This window comes from Wenzhouxiangella sp. 15190, assembly GCF_003417465.1.
Classification (GTDB): Bacteria; Pseudomonadota; Gammaproteobacteria; order Xanthomonadales; family Wenzhouxiangellaceae; genus Wenzhouxiangella.
In genome coordinates this window covers 93,284-116,164 of record NZ_QVMV01000027.1, presented here as the reverse complement: position 1 = coordinate 116,164, position 22,881 = coordinate 93,284, and the positions used below count along the sequence as shown (strand labels likewise).

The window sequence follows — 22,881 nt, the reverse complement described above, 5'->3', positions numbered from 1 at the left end:
TGGGCGGCATACGGGTTAACATCTGGGCTGATCCAATCACCGCGACCGAAACATGACGCTTCCGACCGACCGCAAGTGGTTTACCGAGACGAACTCCGAGGCCGGCAGTGCCGAGTCCTGGTCCATCGAGGCGCACCTGGCGCGTGAAATCACCGACTATCAGACCATCGATGTCTATCGCACGACGCACTGGGGCAACCTGATGGTCATCGACGGTTTCGTCATGCTGACCACGCGCGACAATTTCCTCTACCACGAGATGATGAGTCATCCCGCCCTGTTCTCGCACCCCGACCCGAAGCGCGTGCTGATTATCGGCGGCGGCGACTGCGGCACGCTCAGGGAAGTGCTGGCCCATGACAATGTCGAGCGCTGCACCCAGGTGGAAATCGATGAGCAGGTCACGCGCCTGTCCGAAAAGCATTTTCCCGAATTGTGCGAGCGCAATGGTGACCCGCGCGCCGAGCTGCGCTTCGATGACGGCCTGGCGCACGTCAAGCATCTCGAACCCGGCAGCGTGGACGTCATCATCGTCGACTCCACCGATCCCATCGGGCCGGCCGAGGGCCTGTTCGGCCCGGAGTTCGTTGCCGACTGTTATTCAGCCCTGGCCGACGGCGGCCTGTTCCTGCAGCAGAGCGAATCGCCCTTGCTGCACCAGAAGCTCATCGGCGGCATCCGCGACAACATGGAAAAGGCCGGCTTCACCACCATCCGCACCCTGGGCTTTCCGCAGCCCTGCTACCCCTCGGGCTGGTGGTCGGTCACCCAGGCGCGCAAGGGTGGCGAGATCGAACCGGTCAGCCCCGAGCGCTTCGAAGCGGCCGGCATCGCCACGCGCTATTTCAACCCCGGCGTGCACGTGGGGGCACTGGCGACGCAGTTGCCTTGAGCTTTAAAACCCTGAATTGTCCACAGATGAACACAGATACACACAGATAAAAACAAGGGTCATCGGTAGGCGGTCGGGGGCGATAGTCGGCCGGATAGCCATTCCCAGATTGGTTGTTCTCAGGTCCGCAGATTGCGAAATTCTGCAAACAGGCAACGATAAATATTCCGTGGAACCGGTATCGCCTGTTGATCACTGAGCAGCAGCGTTTCGGGATGCCGTTGTGCCTGGCGGATCCACCGATGGCCTGTTACTTAATTTTCTCCATCTGTGTGTATCTGTGTTCATCTGTGGACAATCCAAAAAGCAAAGAGCCGGGCAGTGCCCGGCTCTTTCGTCAATGAGTGGACTGTGCCGGTTTAGTTGGCCGGACAATCCCCGATGCGTTGTCCGGAGACATTGATGGTCATCTGCATGGCGCCCATCGGCGTTTCCATGTTGCCGTCGATGGTGCCGCTGGCGGAATCGCCGTTGAACTGCATTTCGGCGTCCATGGTCATCTGCGTGCCATCGGGCTGGGTGCAGACCATCGAGTAGTCCATGCCGTCGCGGCGAAGATCCTTGTGCGTGATCTCGCACTCGTCGACGTCGTCGAGAAAGGCATCGCCCTCGGCGATGTCCTCGGTGGTGACGCATTCTTCGCTGGTCTGGTTTTGATCCGGGATCGGTACATCGCCGGAGAAAGTCATGTTGTTTTCATATTTCCACAGGCCGGGCTCGATGTTGGGCGTCTCGGCCATGGCGATGGTGGCCAGGCCAAGTGCCAGGGCCGCGGCAAGCGTGCGTGCAATCATGTGTAACTCCTCGGGTTTGGGGAAGCCGGGCCGCGCCCGGTGCATTCAATCGATATGTCTCAACTGACGAATCTGTCAGCACTTAACGTGATCAGCCACGCAATTGTGCCAACCTGCGTGGTACTCACGCCTATTGTAACCCTGGCCCAGGACACCCATCCGGTCGTGGGCCGGAGTCACAATCAACCCGGTCCTTCAGTGATCGGATGAAGGAACCTCTACAAAACGTAGCGAGTGCGCGGCTGACGGTGGCCGCCGGGGCACCGCTGCAGCTGCGAAGTCGGCCATGCGGCGCAGGCGCCGCAGCCGGAATGACTGCGCAGATCGACTGTCTTGCCGGGCCTCGAGGGATGGGGCATATTCGTCGAGCATGAGCTGCTTGCGCTAGACTGATTGGATCGTCCGACCGAGGTGAGACGCCATCACCACTTACGCACTTCCCGTGCTATGCACCGCCGTAGCCCGCTTGCTGATTGCAGGCCTGATCGCCGCCTGCGGCCTGGCGGCGACGGCGTGCAAGGCGCCCGAGGAGCCGCTTCGGGTGGGGGTTCTGGCGTGGCCGCCCTACGACCTGGCCTACCTGGCCCTCGAGGAAGACCTGCTCGATCCCGAGGATTTCCGTCTGGTCGGTTTCCAGACGCCGTCGGAGCTGGTTCGCAGCTTCCGTTACGGCCTGGTCGATGTCATGTTCATCACCAGCCACTTCGCCGTGAGCACACTGAACGAAGTTGGCGACACCCGGATCATCTATTTCATCGATGTAAGCCTTGGCGGGGATGCCTTGCTCGCCCGGCCGGGTGTCGACGCCGAAGACCTGAAGGGCGCTCGCATCGGCGTCGAAGTCGCCCCGCTCGGCATGTACACGCTGGTCAGGGCGCTCGATGAACTCGGTCTCGAGCGCGACGAAGTCGAAATCGTCAATATCGATACGGCGGGTCAATTCAACGCCTGGAGCGACCGGGAGATCGATGCGGTCGTGACCTACGAACCCACCCGCAGCCAACTGTTGGATCAGGGGGCAATCGAGTTGTTCAACAGCAAGTCCATTCCCTACGAAATCCTGGACGTGGTCGTGGTCAATGAGCGCACGATCGATGCGCACCGCACCGCCCTCGTGAAACTGGTTCGCGGACTCGACCGAGCCATCTCGATGTACCGCAGCGATCCTGCGGCTACCATCCGGACCATGGCGCGGCGCCAGGCCATTTCAGCGGAGCACTTCAGCCTGGCGATGGCCGGCGTCGAAGTATTCGATCTGACGGCCAACCTCGACATGATGACCGGTGACACCCGCAAGCTGCTCGATGCACTCGAGAAACAGTGCCGAATCATGACGGAAGCGGGCATGCTGGTCAGCGCTCCGGACCTGACACCAATGATCGAATCGTCGATCGTGGAGCAGGCGGCCCGGCAATGAATTCGCGCTGGCCGCTGAGATACGTGGTTCCCCTGTTGATTCTGGCAGCAGGTCTGCTGATCGTCGCCACCGGTTGGTTTTTCGAGTACCGGCAACTGCAGAGCAATGTCCTGCGTCTTGCCGAAATCCAGCTGCGATCGACGGCCAATTTCGCGGCTGCCGGAATCGAGGCGGCGTTGAGGGACCGCAATACCGCCGAGGTCCGGGCCGCCATCGAGCGATCCGCGTCCAGCCCGGTTGTCGCCGCCGTCTACGTCGTGGCGCCTGACGGAACCATCCGCTATGCCTCCGACGCGAGGGCCGTTGGGCAAGCCTTTGGCGACTGGGATCGAACGCAGGATCTCCGCGATATCCTGCCGGAGGCGGATCGACCGGGCGAGATTCTGATCCGCCTGGTCGGCAGTAGCCGCTTGACCGGACGCTTTCCATTGCACATGCGCATGTCGGCCGGGGAGCTCATACCCAATCGCGTCGGAAGCCTTTTCGTCGTGACCGACCTGTCTCACGAACTGGCACGCGGGCGCAGCAACCTGGCCTCGAGGATGCTGGGCTGGGCTGCCATCGTGTCGATGATCGCCCTCGCTTTCTGGGCCCTCTTGCGTTCGCTGTTGCTTCGGAGAATCGATGCGCTGATCGGTGCGGTCCGGGAGGTCGCCAAGGGGAACTTCGAACAGCCCCTGCACATCCGCGGCCGGGACGAACTGGCCGAGCTGGGTCGGGAAATGGAGGCGATGACCCATCGACTGCGTGAACACTCCGAACGTCTCGCCTTCCTGTCCGACCATGACGCATTGACCGGCCTGTTGAACCGCCACGGCTTCGAAGTGGAGTTGAAAAGGGCGTTGCGTGCCATTCGCCGGCGCGGCGGAAGGTACGCCGTCGCGCTGCTCGACGTCGACAGCCTGCGCGTGATCAACGACACGCAGGGCCATCTTGCCGGGGATGAACTGCTGGGCATTGTTGCCGACCGGGTAGGCGATGCCTTGCCGGAGATCGTCTGCGCAGCCCGCGTCGGTGGTGACGAGTTCGCCGTGCTGTTCGAATTGGCCGGCGACGAGACGCTTGAGTCGATCGCCGCCCGACTGCAGGACGAAATGACGACGGTGCGTTTCGATTCCGGTGGCGAACGCTTCGGGGTTCAGGTCAGTATGGGGCTGGTCGAGCTTTCCGCGGAATTGCAGAGCGCCTCGGATGCCCTCGGAATCGCCGATGCTGCCTGCTATCGGGCGAAGGACAAGGGCAGGGGCAGCTACTACATTGGCAGCGTGGATCGCTTCGCAAGCGAGCAAGTTCGCGGCGACATGCAGTGGGTGAGCCGCATCCAGGCCGCGCTCGATCAGGATCGACTGCAACTGTACGCCCAGCCGATCGTGCCTTTGGGCGCCGGTGAAAAAGAGGGCCTTCATTTCGAGATTCTCGTTCGCATGCTCGATGAGCGAGGCCGCATCCTGCCGCCGGGAGAATTCCTGGAGGCGGCCGAAAGATACAACCTGGTGCATCGCATTGATCGCTGGGTGGTGAAACACACGCTTGACTGGCTCGAGGCCGATGCGGGCCTGGCCGATATCGTTTCGTCGTGTGCGATCAACCTGTCGGGGCTGAGCCTCGGCGACGAGGAATTGATCGCGCAGGTTTCCAACTGGCTGGACCGGGGACACTCCATTCCTGCTTCTGCCCTGTGCTTTGAAGTGACCGAGACCGCGGCCGTGCAGAATCTCGCGCAGGCTCGTGTCTTCATCAATCGACTCCGGGCGATGGGGTGCCGCTTTGCACTGGATGATTTCGGCACGGGGCTTTCATCCTTCGGCTACCTCAAACGACTGCCCGTCGACCTGGTCAAGATCGACGGTATCTTCGTGCGCGACATGGCCCGGGATTCGGCCGACCTCGCGATGGTAAGCGCCATCAACGACATCGCTCACGAGCTGGACATGAAGACCGTGGCGGAGTTCGTGGAGGACACTGAAACGCTCAAACTGCTGCGTGAAATCGGAGTCGATTTCGCACAGGGCTACGTGCACGGCCGGCCGCTACCCCTCGAAGAGCTCGTCTCGACTCACGCGCGGCGCAACTCGGCGGTTTCGCCGCTCCGGGGTTCGTGATGGGGTGCCGGGCCGGGGCGATGCCGGCATCGGGTTCAGGGTTTCTCCGGCCAGTGGTGCTTGGGATAGCGACCGCGCATGTCCTTGCGGACGTCGGGGTAGACATTGTCCCAGAAGCTTGCCAGGTCCGCGGTGACCGCCAGCGGTCGGTCCGCCGGGGAGAGCAGGTGCAGTTGCACCGGAACGCGGCCCCGGGCCACGGTCGGTGTGTCCCGGCAGCCGAGCATCGCCTGCAGCTTGACCCGCAGCGACGGCGGGTTGTCCGAGCGGTAATCCAGCTTCGCCTGGCGGCCGTCGGGCAGTGTCAGGCGCTTCGGTGCCAGTTCGTCGAGTTGCCGTAGCCGATCGTGTCCGATCAGGCTGGATAGAACGGCAACAAGGTCGAGGGCCTGGATATCCTGCCAGCGGCTCATTCCGGCCAGCCAGGGTGCAAGCCACTGCTCGAGCGTGTCGGCCAGGGCTTCGTCGCCCAAATCCGGCCAGTCACCGGGCCACAATGAGCGCAGCAAGCTCACCCGGGCCTGGAGTTGCCTTGCTGAATCGGTCCAGGGCAGTGCCGCCAGCCCCTTTGTTCGAACCGCGGCCAGCAGGCCGAGCTGGAGGGTTTCGGGGTCAGGTCGTTGCAGCTCGGTCGACTCGAGTACCAGGGCGCCCAATCGGCGCTCGCGTCTCGCCACCACGGTTCCCCGCCGCTCGTCCCAGTCGGCCGACTCGAGGGTCCGGACATGGTCTCCGAGGACTGCTTCGATTTCATCGCGTGTGACTCCGGCGGCGAGGTAAACGCGCGCCTCGCGCGCCTGTCCGTCGAGATCACAGGCAACCAGGAATTCGCTGCCGGCCAGCGGGTCGGCGGCATCGACGAAGGCGCCGCGGCCGTTACTGAGCAGAAAGCGCCCGCGTTGTCCTTCGCGCGCCTGCCCGATGCGGTCCGGCCAGGCGCAGGCCAGCAGGGTGCCGATGCCGTAGTCCGCTGCAGCTTCGTCGCGGTGCTTGCCGGCCAGCCGATCGGCTGCCTGCCGGATTCGCGCCAGCATGCCGCGGGCCCGTCTGCCGGCCTTGCGCAGGCGGGTCAGGCGCAGGGCGATGTCCACCTCGTCGAATCCCCCGATGTCGCGCTCGCTGAGCAGGGCCGCCAATTCGGCTGCGGTACGCGCCAGGCCGAGTCGGCGCCCCGACAGAACCATGTGCGCCAGCCGCGGGTGCAGACCCAGCTCGAGCATGGCGCGCCCTTCTGCGGTGATGCGGGCTTCTTCGTCAAGCGCGTCGAGGGCCTGCAGCAGTTCCACGGCCTGGTTCCACGATGCCGCTGGCGGCGGGTCCAGCCAGTCCATGCCGGCCGGATCGCTCACGCCCCACTGCGCCAGCTCGAGCACCAGCGGTGCCAGGTCGGCGGAGACGATCTCCGGGGATGCCTGCGGCTGCAGCCGGTCCTGCTCCGATTCACTCCAGAGCCGGTAGCAGTGACCGGGTTCCAGACGCCCGGCGCGCCCGCGTCGCTGCTCGGCCGAAGCCTTCGAGACCCGTTCGGTGACCAACCGCGTCATGCCGCTGTTGGGATCGAAGCGCGCCCGGCGTTGCCAGCCGGCGTCGATCACGACACGGATGCCCTCGATGGTCAGGCTGGATTCGGCGATGGCGCTGGCCAGAACGATCTTGCGTGCGCCGGGTGCCGCCGGTCGAATGGCCTCGTCCTGTTCACCCGGGCTCAGTTGCCCGTGCAGCAGGTGGAGTTGTGCATTCTCGGGCAGGCCGTCCTCCAGGCGCTCGGCCACCCGACGAATCTCGCGCATCCCCGGCAGGAATACGAGGATCGATCCGGTCTCGTTGTCGAGGGCTTCGCGCACGACGGCAGCGGCGTGCGCCTCCATGCTGGCCTGGCGCCTAAGTGGCGGCCGGTAGCTCAGCTCGACCGGAAAGCTGCGCCCTTCGGCGACGACGGCCGGACAGTCGCCCAGCAGCGTGGAGAGCCGCTCACTGGCCAGGGTGGCCGACATCACGAGAAGGCGCAGGTCGTCGCGAAGCGCTTGTTGCGATTCGCGCACCAGGGCCAGCCCAAGGTCGGCATGGAGTGAGCGCTCGTGAAATTCGTCGAAGATCACGGCGGCGTAGTCCGACAGGGCCGGGTCGGACTGGATCATGCGCGTGAGGATGCCTTCGGTCACGACCTCGATGCGGGTTGCGGCCGACACGCGGGTATCCAGCCGAGTGCGGTAGCCGACGGTGTCGCCGGCGGATTCGCCCAGCCGGCCGGCCATGAAGCGCGCCGCTGATCGGGCGGCCAGCCGTCGAGGCTCGAGCAGGAGAATGCGCCGGTCTTTCCGCCAGACCGCCTCCAGCAATGCCAGCGGCACCCGGGTGGTCTTGCCACTGCCGGTCGGCGCTTGCAGGAGCGCCGTGTTGCCTTGCTCCAGAGTGTCGAGCAGTTCCGGAAGGACGGCGTCGATGGGGAGCATGAGTGGGATTGGGTTTACGGTTTACGGGTTACGGTTAACGGAGGGGATCCACCCTTGACGCAACGATGACCCGGAAACCGTAAACCCTAAACCGGAAACCCTTCATTCGCGCCACTTGATATTGCACCCGATCGAGGGCTTCTGCTCTTCCGCTACCGGCTGACCGGCCAGCAGTGCGTCGAGCGCCGTGCGCACGTCCTTGCCCGTGACGGGCTTGTCGTTGCCGGGTCGGGAGTCGTCGAGCTGGCCGCGATAGACCAGGCGGCGATCGGCGTCGAAGATGTAGAAGTCCGGTGTGCAGGCGGCGTTGAAGGCGCGCGCGACGTTCTGGGACTGGTCGAATAGATACGGAAACGGGAAGTGCTTCGAGCGAGCCAGCTCCGTCATCCGTTCGGGACGGTCCTGCGGATAACCCGTGACGTCGTTGCTGCTGATGGCGACCATGCCCACCCGGTCCCGATCGTAGTCGTTGCCCAGGCGAACCAGTTCGTCGAGCACGTGCTTGACGAACGGGCAGTGGTTGCAGATGAACATCACCAGCGTGGCGTGCGACCCGGCGATCTCCTCGAAGCTCAGCGTTTCGCCGCTGATGGTGTCGGGGAGTTTGAAGTCGGGTGCCGGCGTACCCAGCGGCAGCATGGAGGATTCGGTTCTTGCCATGGTGTTCTCGCTTTACGGGCTATGAAGGTGAAGGCGTACTCAATCCGTTGCACAGTTTACATTTTCCGGCTCCTCGGCTGCTGCTGGAGCAGTTCGGCCAGGCGGCGGGTACCCGGTCCGGCGCCGTCGGCGTCGGCGAACACCAGATAGAGCGTGGCGTCACGCTCTCGGCCCTTCTCCAGCGGCAACGGCTGGAGCTGGCCGCTGTCGAGTTCTTGCCGGATGATGTCCTCGGCATACCACGCGAATCCCAGGCCCATGCAGGCGGCCCGGATGGAGGTCGCCTTGCTGGTCACTGTCCAGCGTTTTTCGCTCACTTCCCAGGCCGCGCTCGAAGCCGGCTGGCTACCGCTGTCGCGAATCACCAGGTGCCGATGCTGTCGGAGGTCATCCAGGGTGAGGCTTCGATCGAGCTGGTGAAGTGGGTGATGCGGCGCGGCTGCGGCGATGAAACGCAGGCGCATCAGGGGATCGCCGACGAAGCCCGGCGGAACCGACGAAGCGATGGCCAGGTCCACCGCGCCGCGGGTGAGCAACTCGCTGGTGCCGCCGAGCACCGACTCGTGGAGCTGAATGCGCATGTTCGGGAAATCCGCCGACAGCGCATCCAGGCATTCCAGCAGCAGCCAGGTGGGAAAAATGATCTCGGCGGCCAGTCGCAGTTCGGCCTCTTCGCCGGCGGCCAGCCGTCCGGCCAGTCGTTCGAGTTGGCCGGATTCGTCCAGCAGCGCTTTTGCGCGCCGATACAGGGTCCGGCCGGACGCCGTAAGCACGGCCCGTCGCCCCTCGATGTGAAACAGTTCCAGGCCCAGCAGGGTCTCGATCCGGTCGATGGCATAGTTGAGCGTTGACGCCGACTTGTTGACGGCCTCGGCCGCCGCCGCATAGCTGCCGGCCTCGACCACCGCCACCAGTGCGCGCCACTGCTCCAGCGAGATCTTCGTATGCTCCATGTTCGAATAACTCGAATGATATAGCCAATATTTTGCGCTTTTTAGTCGACTCCATCAAATGTAACCTGAGGCCAGTTAATCAGAGAAGTCAGGCCGACCCTGATGCCTGACTTCTTGTCCCTCACTCAACGGGAGATAGAACACATGAAAACACTACTCGTCATCAAGTCGAGCCTGTTCAACGGTCAGGGTCAGTCCAGCCAACTCGCTGACGCCTTCACCGCGCGCTGGCGCAAGAACAATCCCGATGGCCAGGTCTTGTGCCGCGACCTGGCGCTTGAGCCCATTGCGCACCTGAGCGCGGAGGCCTTCAAGGGCTTCCAGGTCGACTCGGCCGAGCGCACGCCCGAACAGCACGGCGCCACGGCAGTCTCGGATTCCCTGATTGCCGAGTTGAAATCGGCCGACGAAGTCGTGCTAGGCCTGCCCATGTACAACTTCTCGGTGCCGTCGACGCTCAAGGCCTGGATGGATCATGTCGCCCGTGCCGGGGTGACTTTCCGCTATTCCGAGAACGGGCCCAAGGGTCTGATCGACGACAAGCCGCTATATGTCCTCGCCGCCCGGGGCGGCCATTACCAGGGTACGGAAAAGGATACCCAGACACCGCTGGTACGCATGTTCTTCAACATGCTGGGCATTCGCGATATCCGCTTCACCTATGCCGAGGGCCTGGCGATGGGCCCCGAGCAGGCCGAACAGTCCCGAATGCAAGCGGCCGAAGCCATTGAACAACTGACGGCCTGAAAGGCCGTCGAGGAGAAGCCATCATGACCACCACCCGAACACTCGAACGCATCATCGAATCGCTGCCCACTTCCGACGGCGCCGGCGTCAAACTGCGGCGAAGCCTCGGCCAGCAGGCCAATGACGATGTCCGGCTCGATCCGTTTCTGATGCTCGACGAATTCTATTCCGACAATCCGGACGACTATCTCGCCGGCTTCCCACCGCACCCGCACCGCGGCTTCGAGACGGTCACCTACATGCTCGAAGGGCGTATGCAGCACCGCGATCACCTGGGCAACACCGGCGATCTCGGGCCCGGCGGCGTGCAGTGGATGACGGCCGGCCGCGGCGTGATTCACTCCGAGATGCCGCAACAGTCGGAGGGACGCATGCGCGGTTTTCAGCTGTGGATCAACCTGCCGGCGGCCGAGAAAATGAAGCCGGCAGACTATCGCGACATTCCGTCCGATGCGATTCCGACGATCGAGTTGCCCGCCGGGGCGGTTCGCGTCATCGCCGGGCGCCTGGCGCTGGACGGACGAACCATCGCGGGGCCGGTCAACGGCGAGGACGGCCGCATGGCAACCGATCCGCTCTATCTCGACGTGCACCTCGAGCCCTCGACCGAGATCGAGCTGCCGGTGACACCGGGTCACAGCGCCTTTGCCTATCTGTACGACGGAGCGGCCGAGATCGCCGGCCGATCACTGCCGCATCGGGCCGCCGGCATTCTGGGCGACGGCGAGCGCGTACGGATTGCTGCGGGAGACAAAGGTGCGCGCCTGCTTCTTCTGGCGGCCCGGCCCCTCGGCGAGCCGGTGGCCCAGTACGGACCCTTCGTGATGAACACGCGCGAGGAGATCGAGCGCGCGGTGGAGGAATACAGGGAGGGTCGGTTGACGGAGGCTTGAGGAACGTCCGGAGGCGTCAGGCTGTGCGTTCGGCCTTCTGGCGACGGATTCGCTGCGCGAACCGACCGGCACGGTTGAGTACGATGCGCAGCGGCAGGGGCATGTCCTCGATCGGCATTCGGTCCAGCAGGTTGCGGGTGGTCAGGCCGATGCTGGTATCCCCGGTCACTTCCAGACGGCGCTGGAAGAACAAGGTGTCGGGGTCTTCCAGCCTGGAGGCCAGCAACACGAATTCCAGCGCCCGTCCGCGGATCGTGCTGTCCGCCGCTTCCTGGCCGCCGACCGTCTCGAGCCGATCTTCGCCGGCGGTGACGACCCAGCGCAATCGCATGTCGCTGACCTCGATGGCCAGTCGCCGCCCGGCCAGGAAGTCGAATTCGCCGTCGGCGATCATTGCGGCCAGAACCCGGTTGAGAATCCGCTCGAGCATATGTCGCTGGATCGGCGGCGGGCAAATCCTCAGCGGCAGGGCGACCAAACCCGGCGGCGGCATGCGGCGGGCGATGCCATCGAGCGGATGGGGAAGCGAGCCGGCAGGGTTCATGGCGCGTTCTCCAGGTAATTTCTAAGGTCCAGGTAGCGCCGGACCATCTGTTCGGGCACCAGCGGTGGCGGCAGAGCGCCGACCATCCGGCCACTGGGGTCGATCATCATCACCGAACTGGTGTGATCGATGCTGACATAGCCGCTGTCGTTCTCGAAACGCTCGAACTTGACGGCCATGCTGTCGGCCAGGCTGCGGATCTGCTGCTTCGGGCCATGCAGCCCGATGAAGCCCGGGTCGAAGCCTGCAAGGTAGTCGACCATTTCGGCCGGATCGTCGTTGATCGGATCGACCGAGACGAAGTAATACTGCAAGTCATCGTTGCCGTCGCGCTGGGCGAGCAGCTGGCGCATTTCGCGCATCGCCGACAGGCTGGTGGGGCAAACGTCCGGACACTGCAGATAGCCGAAGAACATCAGGCTCCACTGCCCTTCCAGGTCGGACCGGGTGAAGGGCGCGCCGTGCTGGGTTTCGAGCTCGACGTCGGCCAGGGGCAGTGGTTCGGGCCACATCACGGCACGGACGTCCGGCTCGGCCGAACCCCAGCCCGTGCCGGCGGGCGGCGTCCGCCCGACCAGCAGCCCGGTCGCCAGGGTCACGGCCATAAGCAGGACGAGCGCGACGATCAGTCGGATGCGTCGGATCTTCATGCCCTTGCCAAACACGGAGACCGTCTAAGGTTTCAGTCGTCGAGACTGCGGATGTAGGCGACCAGGTTGTCCAGGTCCTCATCGTTCAGAGAATGGCCGAACGGGGCCATGGTCGCTGCCAGGCCGACAGCCGCTCCGCCGTCCTTGATGACGGTGCGAATGTGGTCATCGTCCACCGATTCCTGCCACTCGCTGTCGCTCATGTCGCGCGGTTGCGGGTTGAGGCTGGCAGAAGCCGGGCCGTCGCCCTGGCCGGACTGGCCGTGGCAGGTGGAGCAGAGCTGCTTGAACTTGGCCTCGCCCGCGGCGGCATCGGCCGCCAGGGCGGAATGGGCCAGCAGGCTGCCGGCGGAAAGAACCAGGGCGGTAATCAGAACACGCATTTCGACTCTCCTTAAGTCAGGTCATTAGGTTGTGCGTTGCTACATTCTAATGCTCGACGGGACGGTTACCATGAACGCATCCTGAACCCGCCGATAAACATGAATCCATTATACACCTATTGCGGGCTGTCCAGGCGCCCGAGCCAGCGCTGCAGGTGCTCGACGTGCTCACCTTCTTCCTCAGCGAACATCTGAGCCAGCTCCTGGACGCGATCCGAGCGGGTCTGGCCGGCCACGGCCGAATAGAAGTCGCAGGCCCGCCGCTCGGTCTCGAGCGCCATGTCGATGGCGCCTTTCGGCGTGATGTCGGTCAGCGGCGCCAGTGCCAAGGGGTTTTCGGGGCTGTGGGCGTCCGGCCACTCCGGCTCGTCGACGCGCGGGTCGAACTCGCGGTCGAGCTCGTCCTTTTGCAGTTCGCGGACTTCGGCCAGGTGCAGCCGTGAGAACTCGCCGAACTTGGCGAACATGTCGGCCACTTCATGGTGCCCGTCGGGTCGCATGATTTCGGCCAGCCGGGCATAGCCGTCGGCGGCGTCGGCTTCGAGCTTCGCCGCCAGGCGCAGGAATCGTTCCAGGTCGTCGATCACGGGTTCGTGCCTCCCAGGTTCAGCAGATACGGGGTGAGCCATTGGGCTGCCAGCAGCAGCGCAAGAAAGATCAGGAAAAACCACAGCGTCCGCCACAATCCCAGCGGCCGGCCGTGGCGCCGCTCCAGGGCCATGACGGCATGGTGAGCCACGAAATAGGCGAGCAGGACGAACACGCCGAAGAGCAGGACCTCAAGCATGGTGCGGCGCCTTGTCGATGTGGACGTCAATACCGGGAGCACGCGAAATCAGCGCGCGAGCGAAGGCGATCAGGAACAGGATGCCGCCGATGATGGCGATCAGCCCGCCGGCGCCCATCACCGCCATGCCGCCCACTTGCGCCAGGCCCTCGAGGCCCTGGGCGGCACCCGCGGTCTTGCGCTGCACGCCGTGGCCCCCGGCCAATGCCAGGCCGAAGACGTGCAGCACCTGGCCGCCGCCGTAGACCCAGGGCATCAGCCGGGTCAGGCGTTCGCCTGCCGGGGCAAAGCCGAAACGAGGCAGCAGATGCAGCGAAAGCGCCATGAAAGTCAGGGTGATGGCGACGATGCAGCCGTGGTAGTGGGCCGGCACGATGGTGTTGGACTCGTCGATCAGGAAACCCAGCGCGCCGCCGAGGCCGAACAGGCCGATGGAGAACAGCAGAGCCGTGCGCAGGCCACGCTGGCGCGAGTCGGCCGTGGATTGGCTGCGCATCCAGCCGAGCACCAGCGCCAGGCCCAGTGGGCCCGCCGCCAGGCCGCCGCCGGCGGCCATCAGCCAGATGAAGAACGTGCGATGGCCGGGACCGCCGACCTCGAAGTACAGATAGCCCCAGACGGCCAGAAACGCCGGCAACACCCCGGCCAGCAGCAGGCCCAGCACCAGGCGCGGTCCGACGAGAAAGCGCAGGCCGGCGGCGGCCGCCAGCCACAACCAGGCGACCAGCATGAACTGTACCCACGCGAACTGCAGCACGTGCCCGCCGCCCCAGAACAGCACCTCGTAGTACTGGGCACCGTCAAGCCAGGGCGGCAGCGCGAACAGCGACCACAGCAGCAGTCCGCCGGCCAGTACCAGGGCGATCACGCCGGTTTGCACGCCGAAGCGCATGACGCCGGCTTCGGCCGGCTGGATGCTGCCCGGCAGGGGGTTGAACAGCGTGCGCAGACTGCTCACCAGCACGCCGATGCCGAGTACCGAGAGACCCGAAAGGAACAGGGTGTTGTCGAGTACCGGCACGTAGTTGCTCATGATCGCCTCGCCCGGCCTGAACGGCGAGGCGGCCAGCAAGACCGAGCCGGCGATGACCAGGCCCAGGCCGAGCCAGGCACTGCGGCGAGCCGCTGGTGTACTGACCAGGGTCCACATCACCGCCCCGAAGGCGGCGAACCACACCAGCACGGAGAAGTCCACGTGCACGACGATGGCCAGGTGAAAGAAGTTCTTGAGCGGAAACAGCTGCTCTACTCCGGGCGTGCGCGAAGCAACGATCAGGATGACGAACAGCCCGGAAATCAGCAGCGCGCCGACGGCCGTCAGCAGCCAGGCGCGCGCCAGCCGGCCGCGGAAATCCGAGGGGACGGCCAGGTTCCAGTTCGATGAGTTCATGACGATTCCTCCGTTTCAACACCGCCGAGCGACACGCCGTCGTCGCCGATCTCGATCAGCGCCGACTCGCCGGCATTCAGGTCCAGATTCATTTCACGCTCGAGGTCGAAGCCCGTCGTGCGAGGGGTATCGGCCAGCCGGACCGTGACCGTGTAGCGACCCGGATCGACCGGCAGATACTCGAGGTAGTAGGAGCGGCCACCGCTGGACAACCCGGCCGGTTCAACCGTCTCGGCGACCAACAGCTCGCCGTCGAGACGCAGTTCGAAGCGGGTCGGCGCCCGCTCGCGTCCGCACACTTCCTCGACGCGCCGTGTCGGGGGCAGCGCCTCGCGCTCGGCTTCGCTCAGTTGCCGGCAGGGCTCGAGCCGCTCGGGCAAATGCGCCATCGACAGCTTGATCAGTGCCTGTCCGGGCTCGTATGGCGTAAACGACGGCCCCTGTCCGAACAGGCCGACGAGCGCGGCCAGCACCGCCCAGGTCAGACCCTGTCCGCTGAGTGCGAGCGCTTTCATGTGCCGGTCCTCCGAATGGCCAGCCGCGGTGCTTCCGGTGCCGAGGCCTTGTCCAGGCCCGCCGAAAACGCCTCAAGACGCAGGCTCAGATCCTTCTCCTGCCCGGGTTTGGCCCAGAACGTGAACAGGCGTTCCCGCGGCACGCGCTTGCGCAGGCCGGGCTGGCGTTCCCGCTCGATGCGCTCCTGCGTCCAGCGCTCACCCAGTCGGTGATGACAGTCGCAGTCGGCGCAGCCGGCCACGGCCACGCCGGCGTAGCCGCTGTTGCGCAGCGCGTAATCGATGCCGGGCGGCGGCAGCAGGCCGACACAAGGCAGCACCATGCTGTGGGCGGTCCCGATCTCGGCCTTTTCCACGTCCACGCCGTGGTCGCAGCCGAAGACCAGGATCCGGTCACCGGTGAGTTCCGAGTCGCGGGCACGGTCGAGCTCGTTCCGGAAGTCGTCCATGGTGAAGTGCGGCATCTCGATGCCGGTCGTCAGCGGTGTGCGCTGGCGAAACGGCGACGATGAGGGGCAGGAACCGGTGCAGATACCGCATGACACGCACAGCGAGGCGTTGACCCTGGCCTCGAGTTCGAAGTTGCGACCGTCCGTGCGCGGCACCATGTCGATCGCGCCGTAGGGGCAGTCCTCGGCGCAGAAGCCACAGCCCGTGCAGTCCGGAAGGTGAACCTCGGCAACCGGCTGGCGCCGGCGCGGCAGGATCCACGGCAGCGCGGCCAGCAGCAGGGTGCCCCCGGTGCCGGCCAGCCAGATCGTGCCGGGTGAGGACAGCGACTGCAATGGAAAAACGGCCAGGTAGAACCAGTCGATGGCCAGTACGCCGGGCACGGCCTCCAGGTCGGCCGGGGCATGGCTGGTCACCGGCACGACCAGCGACAGCACCAGCAGGCCGGCGAGGCTGCCGAGCATGAGCTTGCGCGTCGGGTGAATGCGGGGGTAGCGCACGCGCAGCAAGTGAAACCAGATGCCCAGAACCAGGATGATCGGTAGACCGACCAGATGAATGAAGCCGATCAGGGTGAAAAGCCGGCCGCTGACGGTTTTGTTGCTGACGAAACTGCTGCCCATCGGATCGCTGAAGATCGGCAGCCAGTCGAGCAGTCGCGCGCTGGCCGTGGCGACCCAGGCGGCAAGCTGGTCCCAGACCATCCAGTAGCCGGAAATGCCGAAGATGAGCACGATCCAGATCAGCGGCATGCCCGTCAGCCAGGAGAACCAGCGCGCCCCGGTGTGGCGCAATCGCACTAACTCGCGCAGCATGTGCAGCGCCAGCAGCAGCACGGCAGCATCCGAGCTGTAGCGGTGCAGGCTGCGCATGACGCCGCCGATGATCCACTGCTCGTGGGTGATGGCTTCGACCGAGCGCCAGGCGCCTTCGAGGTTGGTGCTGTAGAAAACGAACAGGTAGATGCCGGTGACCAGCGCGATGTACAGGCAATAGATGGCCAGTGCGCCGAGATGGTGGAAAGGATTGGCGGCGCCTCCAAAGGCATTCGACAGCACCGATTCGCCACGGGCCAGAGCGCGCGCCGGCCAGACGGGTCTCGGTCGGGCTTGCGCGGAACTCATTCTGACCCCCGGCGCTTGAGCACTTCCCGGCCGGTCCAGCCGCCGACGAGCAGCAGGAAGAGGCCACCCAGGCCCAGGCCGATGAACATCGAGTAGTCGAAGTAGTAGCGGTCGCCGCGCGCATCGTAGACGGTACAGAACAGGCGAATCCGTTCGCCGATGCCGGCCAGCAGTCCCTGTTCGCTTTTCGGCCGGCGCCAGACCAGGTCCTTGAGTGGCTCGACCAGCTTCGGTGCCTCGAAGGTCTCGCCGTAGATCTGCCGGTAGAGCGTGCCGTCGCGATCGAGGAGGCTGACCTGCACGGTGTGGTCGAAGCCGCGTGGGCTCGGCGTGTACACGAAACCCAGTTGTTCGATCAGCCGCTCGAGTTCATCGCTTCGTTCGGCGACGACGAACTGCCAGTCGGGATCGTTAACGCCGTGACGCCGGGCGTGATTGGCCATCGACTCGGGCGTGTCGACGCCGTGATCGAAGCCGATGGTGAGCATGCCGAAGCTGTCCTCGCCCATCGCCTCGCGTGCGGTCTGGACAACCCGGTCGAGATAGCGCGTGGTGACGCTGCACGAATGCGCGCAGCCGGTGTAGATCAGGCTGATGCCCAGCGGCCGCTCGAGCAGATCGTGCAGCTTCAGCCGCTCGCCGTTGCTGTCGATCAGGGTCAGGTCGGAAACGCGGTTGCCGATGGCTTCCTGGCTGATCTCGAGCGCATCACCGCGGGCGGCGAAGACGCCGGCGGTCGGCAGCAGGAGCCCGAACGCCAGCAGCGCCGGGGCGAGTCTTCCGGGGGCAGCCCAGTTCATTCATGGCACCGCGTGCATGGCAAACAAGCCGGCCAGCAGCAGGCCGAGCTGGATGAGGGAGGCCTTGAATGCTGTCATCGCACGAGGTGCGGACGGCTCGCGCGCCATCAGCAGGGTGGTCCAGGCCAGCCAGGCCGCGCCGGTTCCGGCCAGCAGCCAGACCAGCATCGAGCCGCTGCGTGCGGTCAGCCATAGTGTGGCGGTAACCAGCATCGCGGTGTTGATCAGGTTCCAGCGCACCGCCGTGTTGATGCCGCGAGTGACCGGCAGCATCGGCACGCCGGCACGCCGGTAGTCTTCGGCGATGACGATCGCCAGCGACCAGAAATGCGAGGGCGTCCAGAGAAACAGGACGGCGGCGAGCAGCATCACGTCCGGATCGGCGATCCGGCCGGTGGCGGCCGCGCCGGCGAGTACCGCCCAGCTTCCGGCCGCGCCGCCAATGACGATGTTCCAATCGTTGCGGCGCTTGAGCCATACGGTATAGACCAGCGCGTAGGTGAGCGCACCGGCGGCCACGAACAGGCCGGAGGCCGGGTTGAACCACCAACCGCCGAGGATCGAGCCGGCCGCGATCATCGCCAGGAAGGCCACCGGCCAGCCGGTGTGTGCCTCGAGCGTGCCGTTGACGAAGGGGCGCTTGCGCGTTCGGCCCATGACTGCGTCGATGTCCCGATCCCAGTAATGGTTGAAGGCGCCGGCCCCCGAAGCCGCCAGCAGGACCGACAGGGCGAGGATGATGGTATCGGCCGCCGCTGGCCAGCCGCCGCCGGCCAGCACGGCGCCGCCAAGGGCCGAGAGCGTGATCGCCGACCCGATGCGGACCTTGAACAGGGTCAGCGCGATGGACAGCAGGCCCGGCCGGGGTCGCGCCACGTCGGGGGCGACCGCCGGCAGGGTCTGCGTTTGTGCGTGCTGGCGCGCCATGGTTTAGCTGAACCGCCAGACCGAGGCCAGGTAGCCGTAGTTGACGAAGAAGTAGACGACGAAGATGAGCAGCAGGAACATCGCCAGCACGAAAGTGCCCGGTGCCGGGAAGCCCTTCACGCCCAGGCCGACGTGGCTGTGACCGGAAAGCGACTCGGCCGGTCCAAGCAGGATGCCCGGGCGAGTGGCCGAGTATTCGGCCGGGCTGGTCTTCTGGCCGAACAGTACTGTACCGACGATGACGACCACGAAGGCGATGCCGCCGAGCACGGCGATGATCGCGCTGATGCCGTTGAGTGCCATCATGGTGTAGGCCATGCCCGGGTAGGTCCATTCGAAGGCCGAACCGGTAAAGGCCATGTCCCAGTGGCGGCGCGACACGCCCAGGGTGCCCGCGCCCATCATGAAGAAGGTCTGCAGTGCGGTTCCGATGCCGAACAGCCAGGGCTGCCATTTGGCCAGGCCGGGCATGAACAGCTTGCGCCGGAACAGCACCGGCACCAGCCACAGGCTCATGGCCATGAAGGCGAGCGTGGTGCCGAGCACGACCGTGGCGTGGAAGTGACCGGGCACGTAGATGGTGTTGTGGATCAGGAAGTTGACCTGCTCGCTGCCCATCACCACACCGGAAATGCCGCCGATGAAGCCGAAACCCACCAGCGACAGGAACATGCCGGAGAACACCGGGTTGCCCCAGGGCGCCTTTCTGAGCCATTCGAACAGGCCCTTGTTGTGGCCCTTCTCACGCTGGGCGACCTCGATCGAGCCGGGCACGGTCAGGCCGTGAACCAGGCTGGCGAGCACCGCCAGGTACATCACGTAGCTGGTGTTGAAGATCTTCCATTCCGTGCTCAGGCCCGGGTCGCCGAGCAAATGGTGGGCCGAGGCGACCGAGATGAACAGGATGTAGAGGAAGAAGGCGCCGCGGCTGACCTTCTCCGACATCGGCTTGGCGTTGAAGACGATGGCGGCCACGGCATACCAGACGGACACGTGCGCGGCGACGTTGATCTGCTGAGAGGTATGGCCCAGCCCCCACCAGACCAGGCGGTACATGAGTGGATCGATCTCGCTGATGTAGCCGATCGACCACAGCCAGGTCGGAATCAGGATGATGGCGCCGCAGGCGATGGTGAACACCGCCAGGATGGCCGCGGTCAGCGCGCCGAATGTCACCAGCGGGATCGAGCCTTCGTAGGTCTTCTCGTCGCGGGCGATGGCGAGCGTCCCGAAGAACATGAACACCCCGATCAGGGCGCCGACGGCGAACAGGATCAGCCCGAAGTAGAAGCTCGGTGCGGCCGGCATGGGGACGTAGGAGGTCATCATCACGCTCGAGGAGCCGTCGATGATGGCCCAGGAGGTAATGGCCGCGCCGATGATCATGAGCGCGAAGGCCACCCAGCCCAGCCTCGGCGTTGCGATGCGGCATCTGAGCAGCACCGAGGAGCAGAAATACAGCAGCGCCACCTCGAAGAACAGGATCCAGACCAACAGCATGACCACACCGTGGCCGGTGAGCACGGTATAGAAGTCTTCGGCGTTGAGGATCTGCACCGCTGGCCAGCGTGTCAGCGCGACCAGCAGGCCGAGCAGGCCGCCGACGGCCAGGAAGACCACCGCGGCGACGGCATTGGCCTTGATCAGGTTCTCGGCCGGCCGGTGAAACACGAGCCCGGTATCGGGACAGGTACGGAATTGGGGTTGCATGACGGGATCCCTCGCTTGAATCAGTTGTCGACGACGTAGATGCGGCTCATCATCGTGTGATGCATCACGCCGCAGTACTCGTTGCACACCACCGCGTACTCGCCGGGCTCGGTCGGGGTGACGTTGAGCACCATGTCGTAGCCGGGCAGGACCTGGAAGTTGATGTTGATCGGCTGGATCGACAGGCCGTGTTGCCAGTCGGCCGAGGAGACGTGGAAGCGATAGGTTTCACCGGCCTCGAGTTCGAGGATCGGGTACCACTGCCAGAGTCGGGCGAGCAGGTAGACATCGCCGCCGGCCGGCGGGCGAACCACCGGAATCTGCTGGTCGGTCTCGCGCCGGACCGTGTACTCCTCGACGAACTCGTTGACCTTTGCGACGTAATCCTGCGGATTGACGCGGTAGGCTTCGCCGGAGTAGTTCTGCTCGCCGTAGACATGCCAGTAGGGCATGAACAGGAACATGATCAGGCACCAGACGAGCGCGATGGCGATCCAGACGATCTCGACACGATCGACCGGCTGCTTCCACCACACGCGTTTGGCAGGCGGTTGAATGGCACTCATGGCTTGCTCCCTCGATCAGCCGATGGGGACGGTGACGATGTTCATCACGCCCCAGATGATGTAAGTCACGGTCGGAATCGTGACGCCGAGAAACAGCAGCAGAAACGGGTTGTCGAGAATGCGCTGCATGGTCGGCAGCCGTTCCTGCTCTTCTTCCGGTTCACGAGCTTCGGTGTCCCGGTCGTTTTGTGAATCGCTCATGGCGCGCCCTCCTCTTGCAAGCCACAAATAAGGTATATTAAATGCATGTTTTAGCGCGGATGATGTCCTGGCCGCAAAGTTTAGAGCCGGGCTGCAGACAGGTTCATTGATGACCGTCAAGCTTTTCGTGTCACCGACGGCAATTGATCCAGGTCAGCCCGCGTTGTCCAGCCGGCGGCTAATCTCGCCGGTCCCAGCCTGATCAAGGAGAAATTGGCATGTCACGATACGTTTACCCGCCCGCCGCGCTGGCGCTCCTGTTGGGGTTGATCGCCGGTTGCGACGAGCGCGTCGAGCAGCCGTTGCCGTCCGAAAACTGGCAACGTATTGATGCGTCCGGAAATATACTCTCGCCCGATGATCCGGGTCCGCATCGCTGCGTGCTCGATCCAGCCGTTGGCCTGATGTGGCAGGTTCACGACGACAATGGTTTGCACGATCGGGACAATCGCTACACCTGGTACAGCACCGACCGTCAGCGGCACATGAGCGAACCGGGACTGGCAGACGGCGGGGAGTGCCGGAGATCGAGCTGCGACACGCAGTCGCTGGTCGCGGCCGTCAACGAGCAAAGCCTGTGCGGTTTCACCGACTGGCGGCTGCCGAGTCGTGAGGAACTGATGTCGCTGGGTGAAGCCGAACGGCGCGAGACCGGCCTGATCGTGGATCCGGCATACTTCCCCGGAGCGAATGCGGGAGAATACTGGACCGGCGAGACTTTCCGCCTTTACCCGCAAAGCGCCTGGGCAGTGGACTTCGGCAACGGCCTGGATCGGGCCGACCTCAAGTCCGAGGCCAAGGCGGTTCGCCTGGTCAGAAACCATGCACAGGCCACTGAAACGAACTAGATCATGAACCTCATCGAACGACATCATCAGCGTCGCATCGGCATCTGGCTTCTGGTCTGCTGCCTGGTGCTGTTTTCCCTGGTCATGCTCGGCGGGGCCACGCGACTGACCGGCTCGGGCCTTTCCATGGTCGAATGGCAGCCGGTCACCGGCGTGATTCCGCCGACCACCGAAGAGCGCTGGATGCGCGAGTTCGACGCCTACCGCGCCAGCCCCGAATACCAGAAGGTCAACCGTGGCATGTCGCTCGACGACTTCAAGGTGATCTACTGGTTCGAATTCGGTCATCGCCTGCTGGCGCGCTCACTCGGCCTGGTTTTCGCCCTGCCGCTGGCCTGGTTCTGGTGGCGCGGGTGGATTCCGCGGCGGCTTCGCTGGCCGCTACTCGGCATCCTCGGTCTGGGCGCCCTGCAGGGCTGGATGGGCTGGTACATGGTCCAAAGCGGCCTAATCGACATTCCCCGGGTCAGTCCCTACCGTCTGGCCGCGCATCTGAGCCTGGCCCTGATCATCTTCGCCTTCATGTTCCGCCTGGCCCTGGGCCTGCTGATGCCGGCCGCGCATCGGCCGCACTCCATGCGGCGTTGGACCATCGTGCTGTTGGTGATGACCGCGTTGACGGTATTCGTCGGCGCCTTCGTCGCCGGCCTGCGCGCCGGCTTTGTCTACAACGACTTCCCGCTCATGGCCGGTCAGTGGATTCCCGACGGGATTCTCGGGCTGGAACCGCTGTGGCGCAATTTCTTCGAGAACCCGGCGATGGTGCAGTTCATGCACCGTGTGCTGGCCCTGTCCACCATGACCGTGGCATTTGCCGCCTGGTGGCAACAGCGCAGGTATGCCCTCGATGCCGGCGCTCGGCGCGCCTTTCACATCCTGGTGGGCATTGTCGGCATTCAGGTGCTGCTGGGCATTGCCACCCTGATGCTCTATGTGCCGGTGGTGCTGGGTACATTGCACCAGGGCGTGGCCGTGCTGGTGCTGGGGGCGGTGATCGCCGTCGACTACCGCGTCAGTCACCCGCGCGTTCACGATGCCGCCCACTCCGGGCGCCTGGCGGCTGCCGACTGATTCC

General features: G+C 64.7%; 24 protein-coding genes. 7 read left to right on the top strand and 17 right to left on the bottom strand.

The features are described 5' to 3' along the window. The first annotated feature begins 52 nt into the window (after positions 1–52). On the top strand, positions 53–892 hold the full coding sequence (gene speE / locus DZK26_RS06725; RefSeq protein WP_116898280.1) for a polyamine aminopropyltransferase: 840 nt from the start codon (positions 53–55) through the stop codon (positions 890–892). A gap of 359 nt (positions 893–1,251) precedes the next feature. On the opposite strand, the gene DZK26_RS06720 is transcribed toward speE, so the two are convergent. Further along, positions 1,252–1,686, bottom strand: coding sequence for a DUF3617 family protein (locus DZK26_RS06720; RefSeq protein WP_116898279.1), 435 nt, complete (start codon positions 1,684–1,686; stop codon positions 1,252–1,254). 442 nt (positions 1,687–2,128) lie between these two features. On the opposite strand from DZK26_RS06720, the gene DZK26_RS06715 reads away from it, so the two are divergent. Together DZK26_RS06715 and DZK26_RS06710 are read left to right on the top strand one after the other, a co-directional pair. Beyond that, complete coding sequence (locus tag DZK26_RS06715; RefSeq protein ID WP_181935617.1) at positions 2,129–3,103, top strand: ABC transporter substrate-binding protein; 975 nt, start codon at positions 2,129–2,131, stop codon at positions 3,101–3,103. Then, the gene (locus DZK26_RS06710) at positions 3,100–5,205 is read left to right on the top strand and encodes a bifunctional diguanylate cyclase/phosphodiesterase (RefSeq protein ID WP_116898277.1); all 2,106 of its coding nucleotides are present in this window, start codon (positions 3,100–3,102) and stop codon (positions 5,203–5,205) included. The genes DZK26_RS06715 and DZK26_RS06710 overlap by 4 nt, the downstream gene beginning before the upstream one ends. 35 nt (positions 5,206–5,240) lie before the next feature. Here the strand turns inward: DZK26_RS06710 and hrpB are convergent, their stop codons facing one another. The 3 genes from hrpB to DZK26_RS06695 all read right to left on the bottom strand — a co-directional run bounded on the left by hrpB (position 5,241) and on the right by DZK26_RS06695 (position 9,271). Further along, positions 5,241–7,658, bottom strand: a complete 2,418-nt coding sequence (hrpB, locus tag DZK26_RS06705; protein ID WP_116898276.1) for an ATP-dependent helicase HrpB — start codon at positions 7,656–7,658, stop codon at positions 5,241–5,243. 102 nt (positions 7,659–7,760) lie between these two features. Further along, positions 7,761–8,318, bottom strand: coding sequence for a thioredoxin family protein (locus tag DZK26_RS06700; RefSeq protein ID WP_116898275.1), 558 nt, complete (start codon positions 8,316–8,318; stop codon positions 7,761–7,763). 56 nt (positions 8,319–8,374) lie between these two features. Next, positions 8,375–9,271, bottom strand: coding sequence for a LysR family transcriptional regulator (locus DZK26_RS06695; RefSeq protein WP_116898274.1), 897 nt, complete (start codon positions 9,269–9,271; stop codon positions 8,375–8,377). A gap of 144 nt (positions 9,272–9,415) precedes the next feature. Between DZK26_RS06695 and DZK26_RS06690 the strand changes: the two genes are divergently transcribed. Both DZK26_RS06690 and DZK26_RS06685 read left to right on the top strand, forming a co-directional pair. Further along, a complete protein-coding gene (locus tag DZK26_RS06690) occupies positions 9,416–10,018 on the top strand; it encodes an FMN-dependent NADH-azoreductase (protein ID WP_116898273.1) in 603 nt (200 codons plus the stop codon). 23 nt (positions 10,019–10,041) lie between these two features. After that, positions 10,042–10,911 carry a pirin family protein gene (locus tag DZK26_RS06685; protein WP_116898272.1) on the top strand — a complete coding sequence of 290 codons (870 nt, stop codon included), beginning with the start codon at positions 10,042–10,044 and terminating at the stop codon, positions 10,909–10,911. Between the two features lie 16 nt (positions 10,912–10,927). Here DZK26_RS06685 and DZK26_RS06680 read toward each other — a convergent pair whose 3' ends face one another. The 13 genes from DZK26_RS06680 to DZK26_RS06620 form a co-directional block, all read right to left on the bottom strand. Then, positions 10,928–11,455 carry an SCP2 domain-containing protein gene (locus tag DZK26_RS06680; RefSeq protein WP_116898271.1) on the bottom strand — a complete coding sequence of 176 codons (528 nt, stop codon included), beginning with the start codon at positions 11,453–11,455 and terminating at the stop codon, positions 10,928–10,930. After that, entirely contained in the window at positions 11,452–12,105 is a 654-nt protein-coding gene (locus tag DZK26_RS06675) for an SCO family protein (protein WP_116898270.1), read from the bottom strand. Before DZK26_RS06675 ends, DZK26_RS06680 begins: the two co-directional genes overlap by 4 nt. Positions 12,106–12,137: 32 nt before the next feature. Beyond that, positions 12,138–12,488, bottom strand: coding sequence for a cytochrome c (locus tag DZK26_RS06670; protein WP_116898269.1), 351 nt, complete (start codon positions 12,486–12,488; stop codon positions 12,138–12,140). A gap of 116 nt (positions 12,489–12,604) precedes the next feature. Continuing rightward, positions 12,605–13,075 carry a ferritin family protein gene (locus tag DZK26_RS06665; protein ID WP_116898268.1) on the bottom strand — a complete coding sequence of 157 codons (471 nt, stop codon included), beginning with the start codon at positions 13,073–13,075 and terminating at the stop codon, positions 12,605–12,607. Then, the gene (locus tag DZK26_RS06660; RefSeq protein WP_116898267.1) at positions 13,072–13,275 is read right to left on the bottom strand and encodes a hypothetical protein; all 204 of its coding nucleotides are present in this window, start codon (positions 13,273–13,275) and stop codon (positions 13,072–13,074) included. The genes DZK26_RS06665 and DZK26_RS06660 overlap by 4 nt, the downstream gene beginning before the upstream one ends. Beyond that, positions 13,268–14,665 carry a cbb3-type cytochrome c oxidase subunit I gene (locus DZK26_RS06655; protein ID WP_116898266.1) on the bottom strand — a complete coding sequence of 466 codons (1,398 nt, stop codon included), beginning with the start codon at positions 14,663–14,665 and terminating at the stop codon, positions 13,268–13,270. The genes DZK26_RS06660 and DZK26_RS06655 overlap by 8 nt, the downstream gene beginning before the upstream one ends. Further along, entirely contained in the window at positions 14,662–15,180 is a 519-nt protein-coding gene (locus tag DZK26_RS06650) for a hypothetical protein (RefSeq protein WP_116898265.1), read from the bottom strand. Before DZK26_RS06650 ends, DZK26_RS06655 begins: the two co-directional genes overlap by 4 nt. Next, positions 15,177–16,754: a cytochrome b N-terminal domain-containing protein gene (locus DZK26_RS06645; RefSeq protein WP_116898264.1), complete on the bottom strand. Its 1,578-nt coding sequence runs from the start codon at positions 16,752–16,754 to the stop codon at positions 15,177–15,179. Before DZK26_RS06645 ends, DZK26_RS06650 begins: the two co-directional genes overlap by 4 nt. Next, the gene (locus DZK26_RS06640; RefSeq protein WP_116898263.1) at positions 16,751–17,554 is read right to left on the bottom strand and encodes an SCO family protein; all 804 of its coding nucleotides are present in this window, start codon (positions 17,552–17,554) and stop codon (positions 16,751–16,753) included. The genes DZK26_RS06645 and DZK26_RS06640 overlap by 4 nt, the downstream gene beginning before the upstream one ends. After that, the gene (gene cyoE, locus DZK26_RS06635; protein ID WP_116898262.1) at positions 17,555–18,481 is read right to left on the bottom strand and encodes a heme o synthase; all 927 of its coding nucleotides are present in this window, start codon (positions 18,479–18,481) and stop codon (positions 17,555–17,557) included. A 3-nt stretch (positions 18,482–18,484) separates the two neighbouring features. Then, positions 18,485–20,191 carry a cbb3-type cytochrome c oxidase subunit I gene (locus tag DZK26_RS06630; RefSeq protein WP_116898261.1) on the bottom strand — a complete coding sequence of 569 codons (1,707 nt, stop codon included), beginning with the start codon at positions 20,189–20,191 and terminating at the stop codon, positions 18,485–18,487. A gap of 20 nt (positions 20,192–20,211) precedes the next feature. After that, a complete protein-coding gene (locus DZK26_RS06625; protein ID WP_116898260.1) occupies positions 20,212–20,757 on the bottom strand; it encodes a cytochrome C oxidase subunit II in 546 nt (181 codons plus the stop codon). 15 nt (positions 20,758–20,772) lie between these two features. Then, positions 20,773–20,958 carry a hypothetical protein gene (locus tag DZK26_RS06620; protein WP_116898259.1) on the bottom strand — a complete coding sequence of 62 codons (186 nt, stop codon included), beginning with the start codon at positions 20,956–20,958 and terminating at the stop codon, positions 20,773–20,775. A 218-nt stretch (positions 20,959–21,176) separates the two neighbouring features. Between DZK26_RS06620 and DZK26_RS06615 the strand changes: the two genes are divergently transcribed. Continuing rightward, positions 21,177–21,806 carry a DUF1566 domain-containing protein gene (locus DZK26_RS06615; RefSeq protein ID WP_116898258.1) on the top strand — a complete coding sequence of 210 codons (630 nt, stop codon included), beginning with the start codon at positions 21,177–21,179 and terminating at the stop codon, positions 21,804–21,806. A 3-nt stretch (positions 21,807–21,809) separates the two neighbouring features. Then, positions 21,810–22,877: a COX15/CtaA family protein gene (locus DZK26_RS06610; protein ID WP_116898257.1), complete on the top strand. Its 1,068-nt coding sequence runs from the start codon at positions 21,810–21,812 to the stop codon at positions 22,875–22,877. Positions 22,878–22,881 lie beyond the last annotated feature (4 nt).

Coding starts and splice junctions, on each gene's coding strand:
- speE (WP_116898280.1), top strand. CDS start 53: ATGACGCTTCCGACCGACCGCAAGTGGTTTACCGAGACGAACTCCGAG.
- DZK26_RS06720 (WP_116898279.1), bottom strand. CDS start 1,686: ATGATTGCACGCACGCTTGCCGCGGCCCTGGCACTTGGCCTGGCCACC.
- DZK26_RS06710 (WP_116898277.1), top strand. CDS start 3,100: ATGAATTCGCGCTGGCCGCTGAGATACGTGGTTCCCCTGTTGATTCTG.
- hrpB (WP_116898276.1), bottom strand. CDS start 7,658: ATGCTCCCCATCGACGCCGTCCTTCCGGAACTGCTCGACACTCTGGAG.
- DZK26_RS06700 (WP_116898275.1), bottom strand. CDS start 8,318: ATGGCAAGAACCGAATCCTCCATGCTGCCGCTGGGTACGCCGGCACCC.
- DZK26_RS06695 (WP_116898274.1), bottom strand. CDS start 9,271: ATGGAGCATACGAAGATCTCGCTGGAGCAGTGGCGCGCACTGGTGGCG.
- DZK26_RS06690 (WP_116898273.1), top strand. CDS start 9,416: ATGAAAACACTACTCGTCATCAAGTCGAGCCTGTTCAACGGTCAGGGT.
- DZK26_RS06685 (WP_116898272.1), top strand. CDS start 10,042: ATGACCACCACCCGAACACTCGAACGCATCATCGAATCGCTGCCCACT.
- DZK26_RS06680 (WP_116898271.1), bottom strand. CDS start 11,455: ATGAACCCTGCCGGCTCGCTTCCCCATCCGCTCGATGGCATCGCCCGC.
- DZK26_RS06675 (WP_116898270.1), bottom strand. CDS start 12,105: ATGAAGATCCGACGCATCCGACTGATCGTCGCGCTCGTCCTGCTTATG.
- DZK26_RS06670 (WP_116898269.1), bottom strand. CDS start 12,488: ATGCGTGTTCTGATTACCGCCCTGGTTCTTTCCGCCGGCAGCCTGCTG.
- DZK26_RS06660 (WP_116898267.1), bottom strand. CDS start 13,275: ATGCTTGAGGTCCTGCTCTTCGGCGTGTTCGTCCTGCTCGCCTATTTC.
- DZK26_RS06655 (WP_116898266.1), bottom strand. CDS start 14,665: ATGAACTCATCGAACTGGAACCTGGCCGTCCCCTCGGATTTCCGCGGC.
- DZK26_RS06650 (WP_116898265.1), bottom strand. CDS start 15,180: ATGAAAGCGCTCGCACTCAGCGGACAGGGTCTGACCTGGGCGGTGCTG.
- DZK26_RS06645 (WP_116898264.1), bottom strand. CDS start 16,754: ATGAGTTCCGCGCAAGCCCGACCGAGACCCGTCTGGCCGGCGCGCGCT.
- DZK26_RS06640 (WP_116898263.1), bottom strand. CDS start 17,554: ATGAACTGGGCTGCCCCCGGAAGACTCGCCCCGGCGCTGCTGGCGTTC.
- cyoE (WP_116898262.1), bottom strand. CDS start 18,481: ATGGCGCGCCAGCACGCACAAACGCAGACCCTGCCGGCGGTCGCCCCC.
- DZK26_RS06630 (WP_116898261.1), bottom strand. CDS start 20,191: ATGCAACCCCAATTCCGTACCTGTCCCGATACCGGGCTCGTGTTTCAC.
- DZK26_RS06625 (WP_116898260.1), bottom strand. CDS start 20,757: ATGAGTGCCATTCAACCGCCTGCCAAACGCGTGTGGTGGAAGCAGCCG.
- DZK26_RS06620 (WP_116898259.1), bottom strand. CDS start 20,958: ATGAGCGATTCACAAAACGACCGGGACACCGAAGCTCGTGAACCGGAA.
- DZK26_RS06615 (WP_116898258.1), top strand. CDS start 21,177: ATGTCACGATACGTTTACCCGCCCGCCGCGCTGGCGCTCCTGTTGGGG.
- DZK26_RS06610 (WP_116898257.1), top strand. CDS start 21,810: ATGAACCTCATCGAACGACATCATCAGCGTCGCATCGGCATCTGGCTT.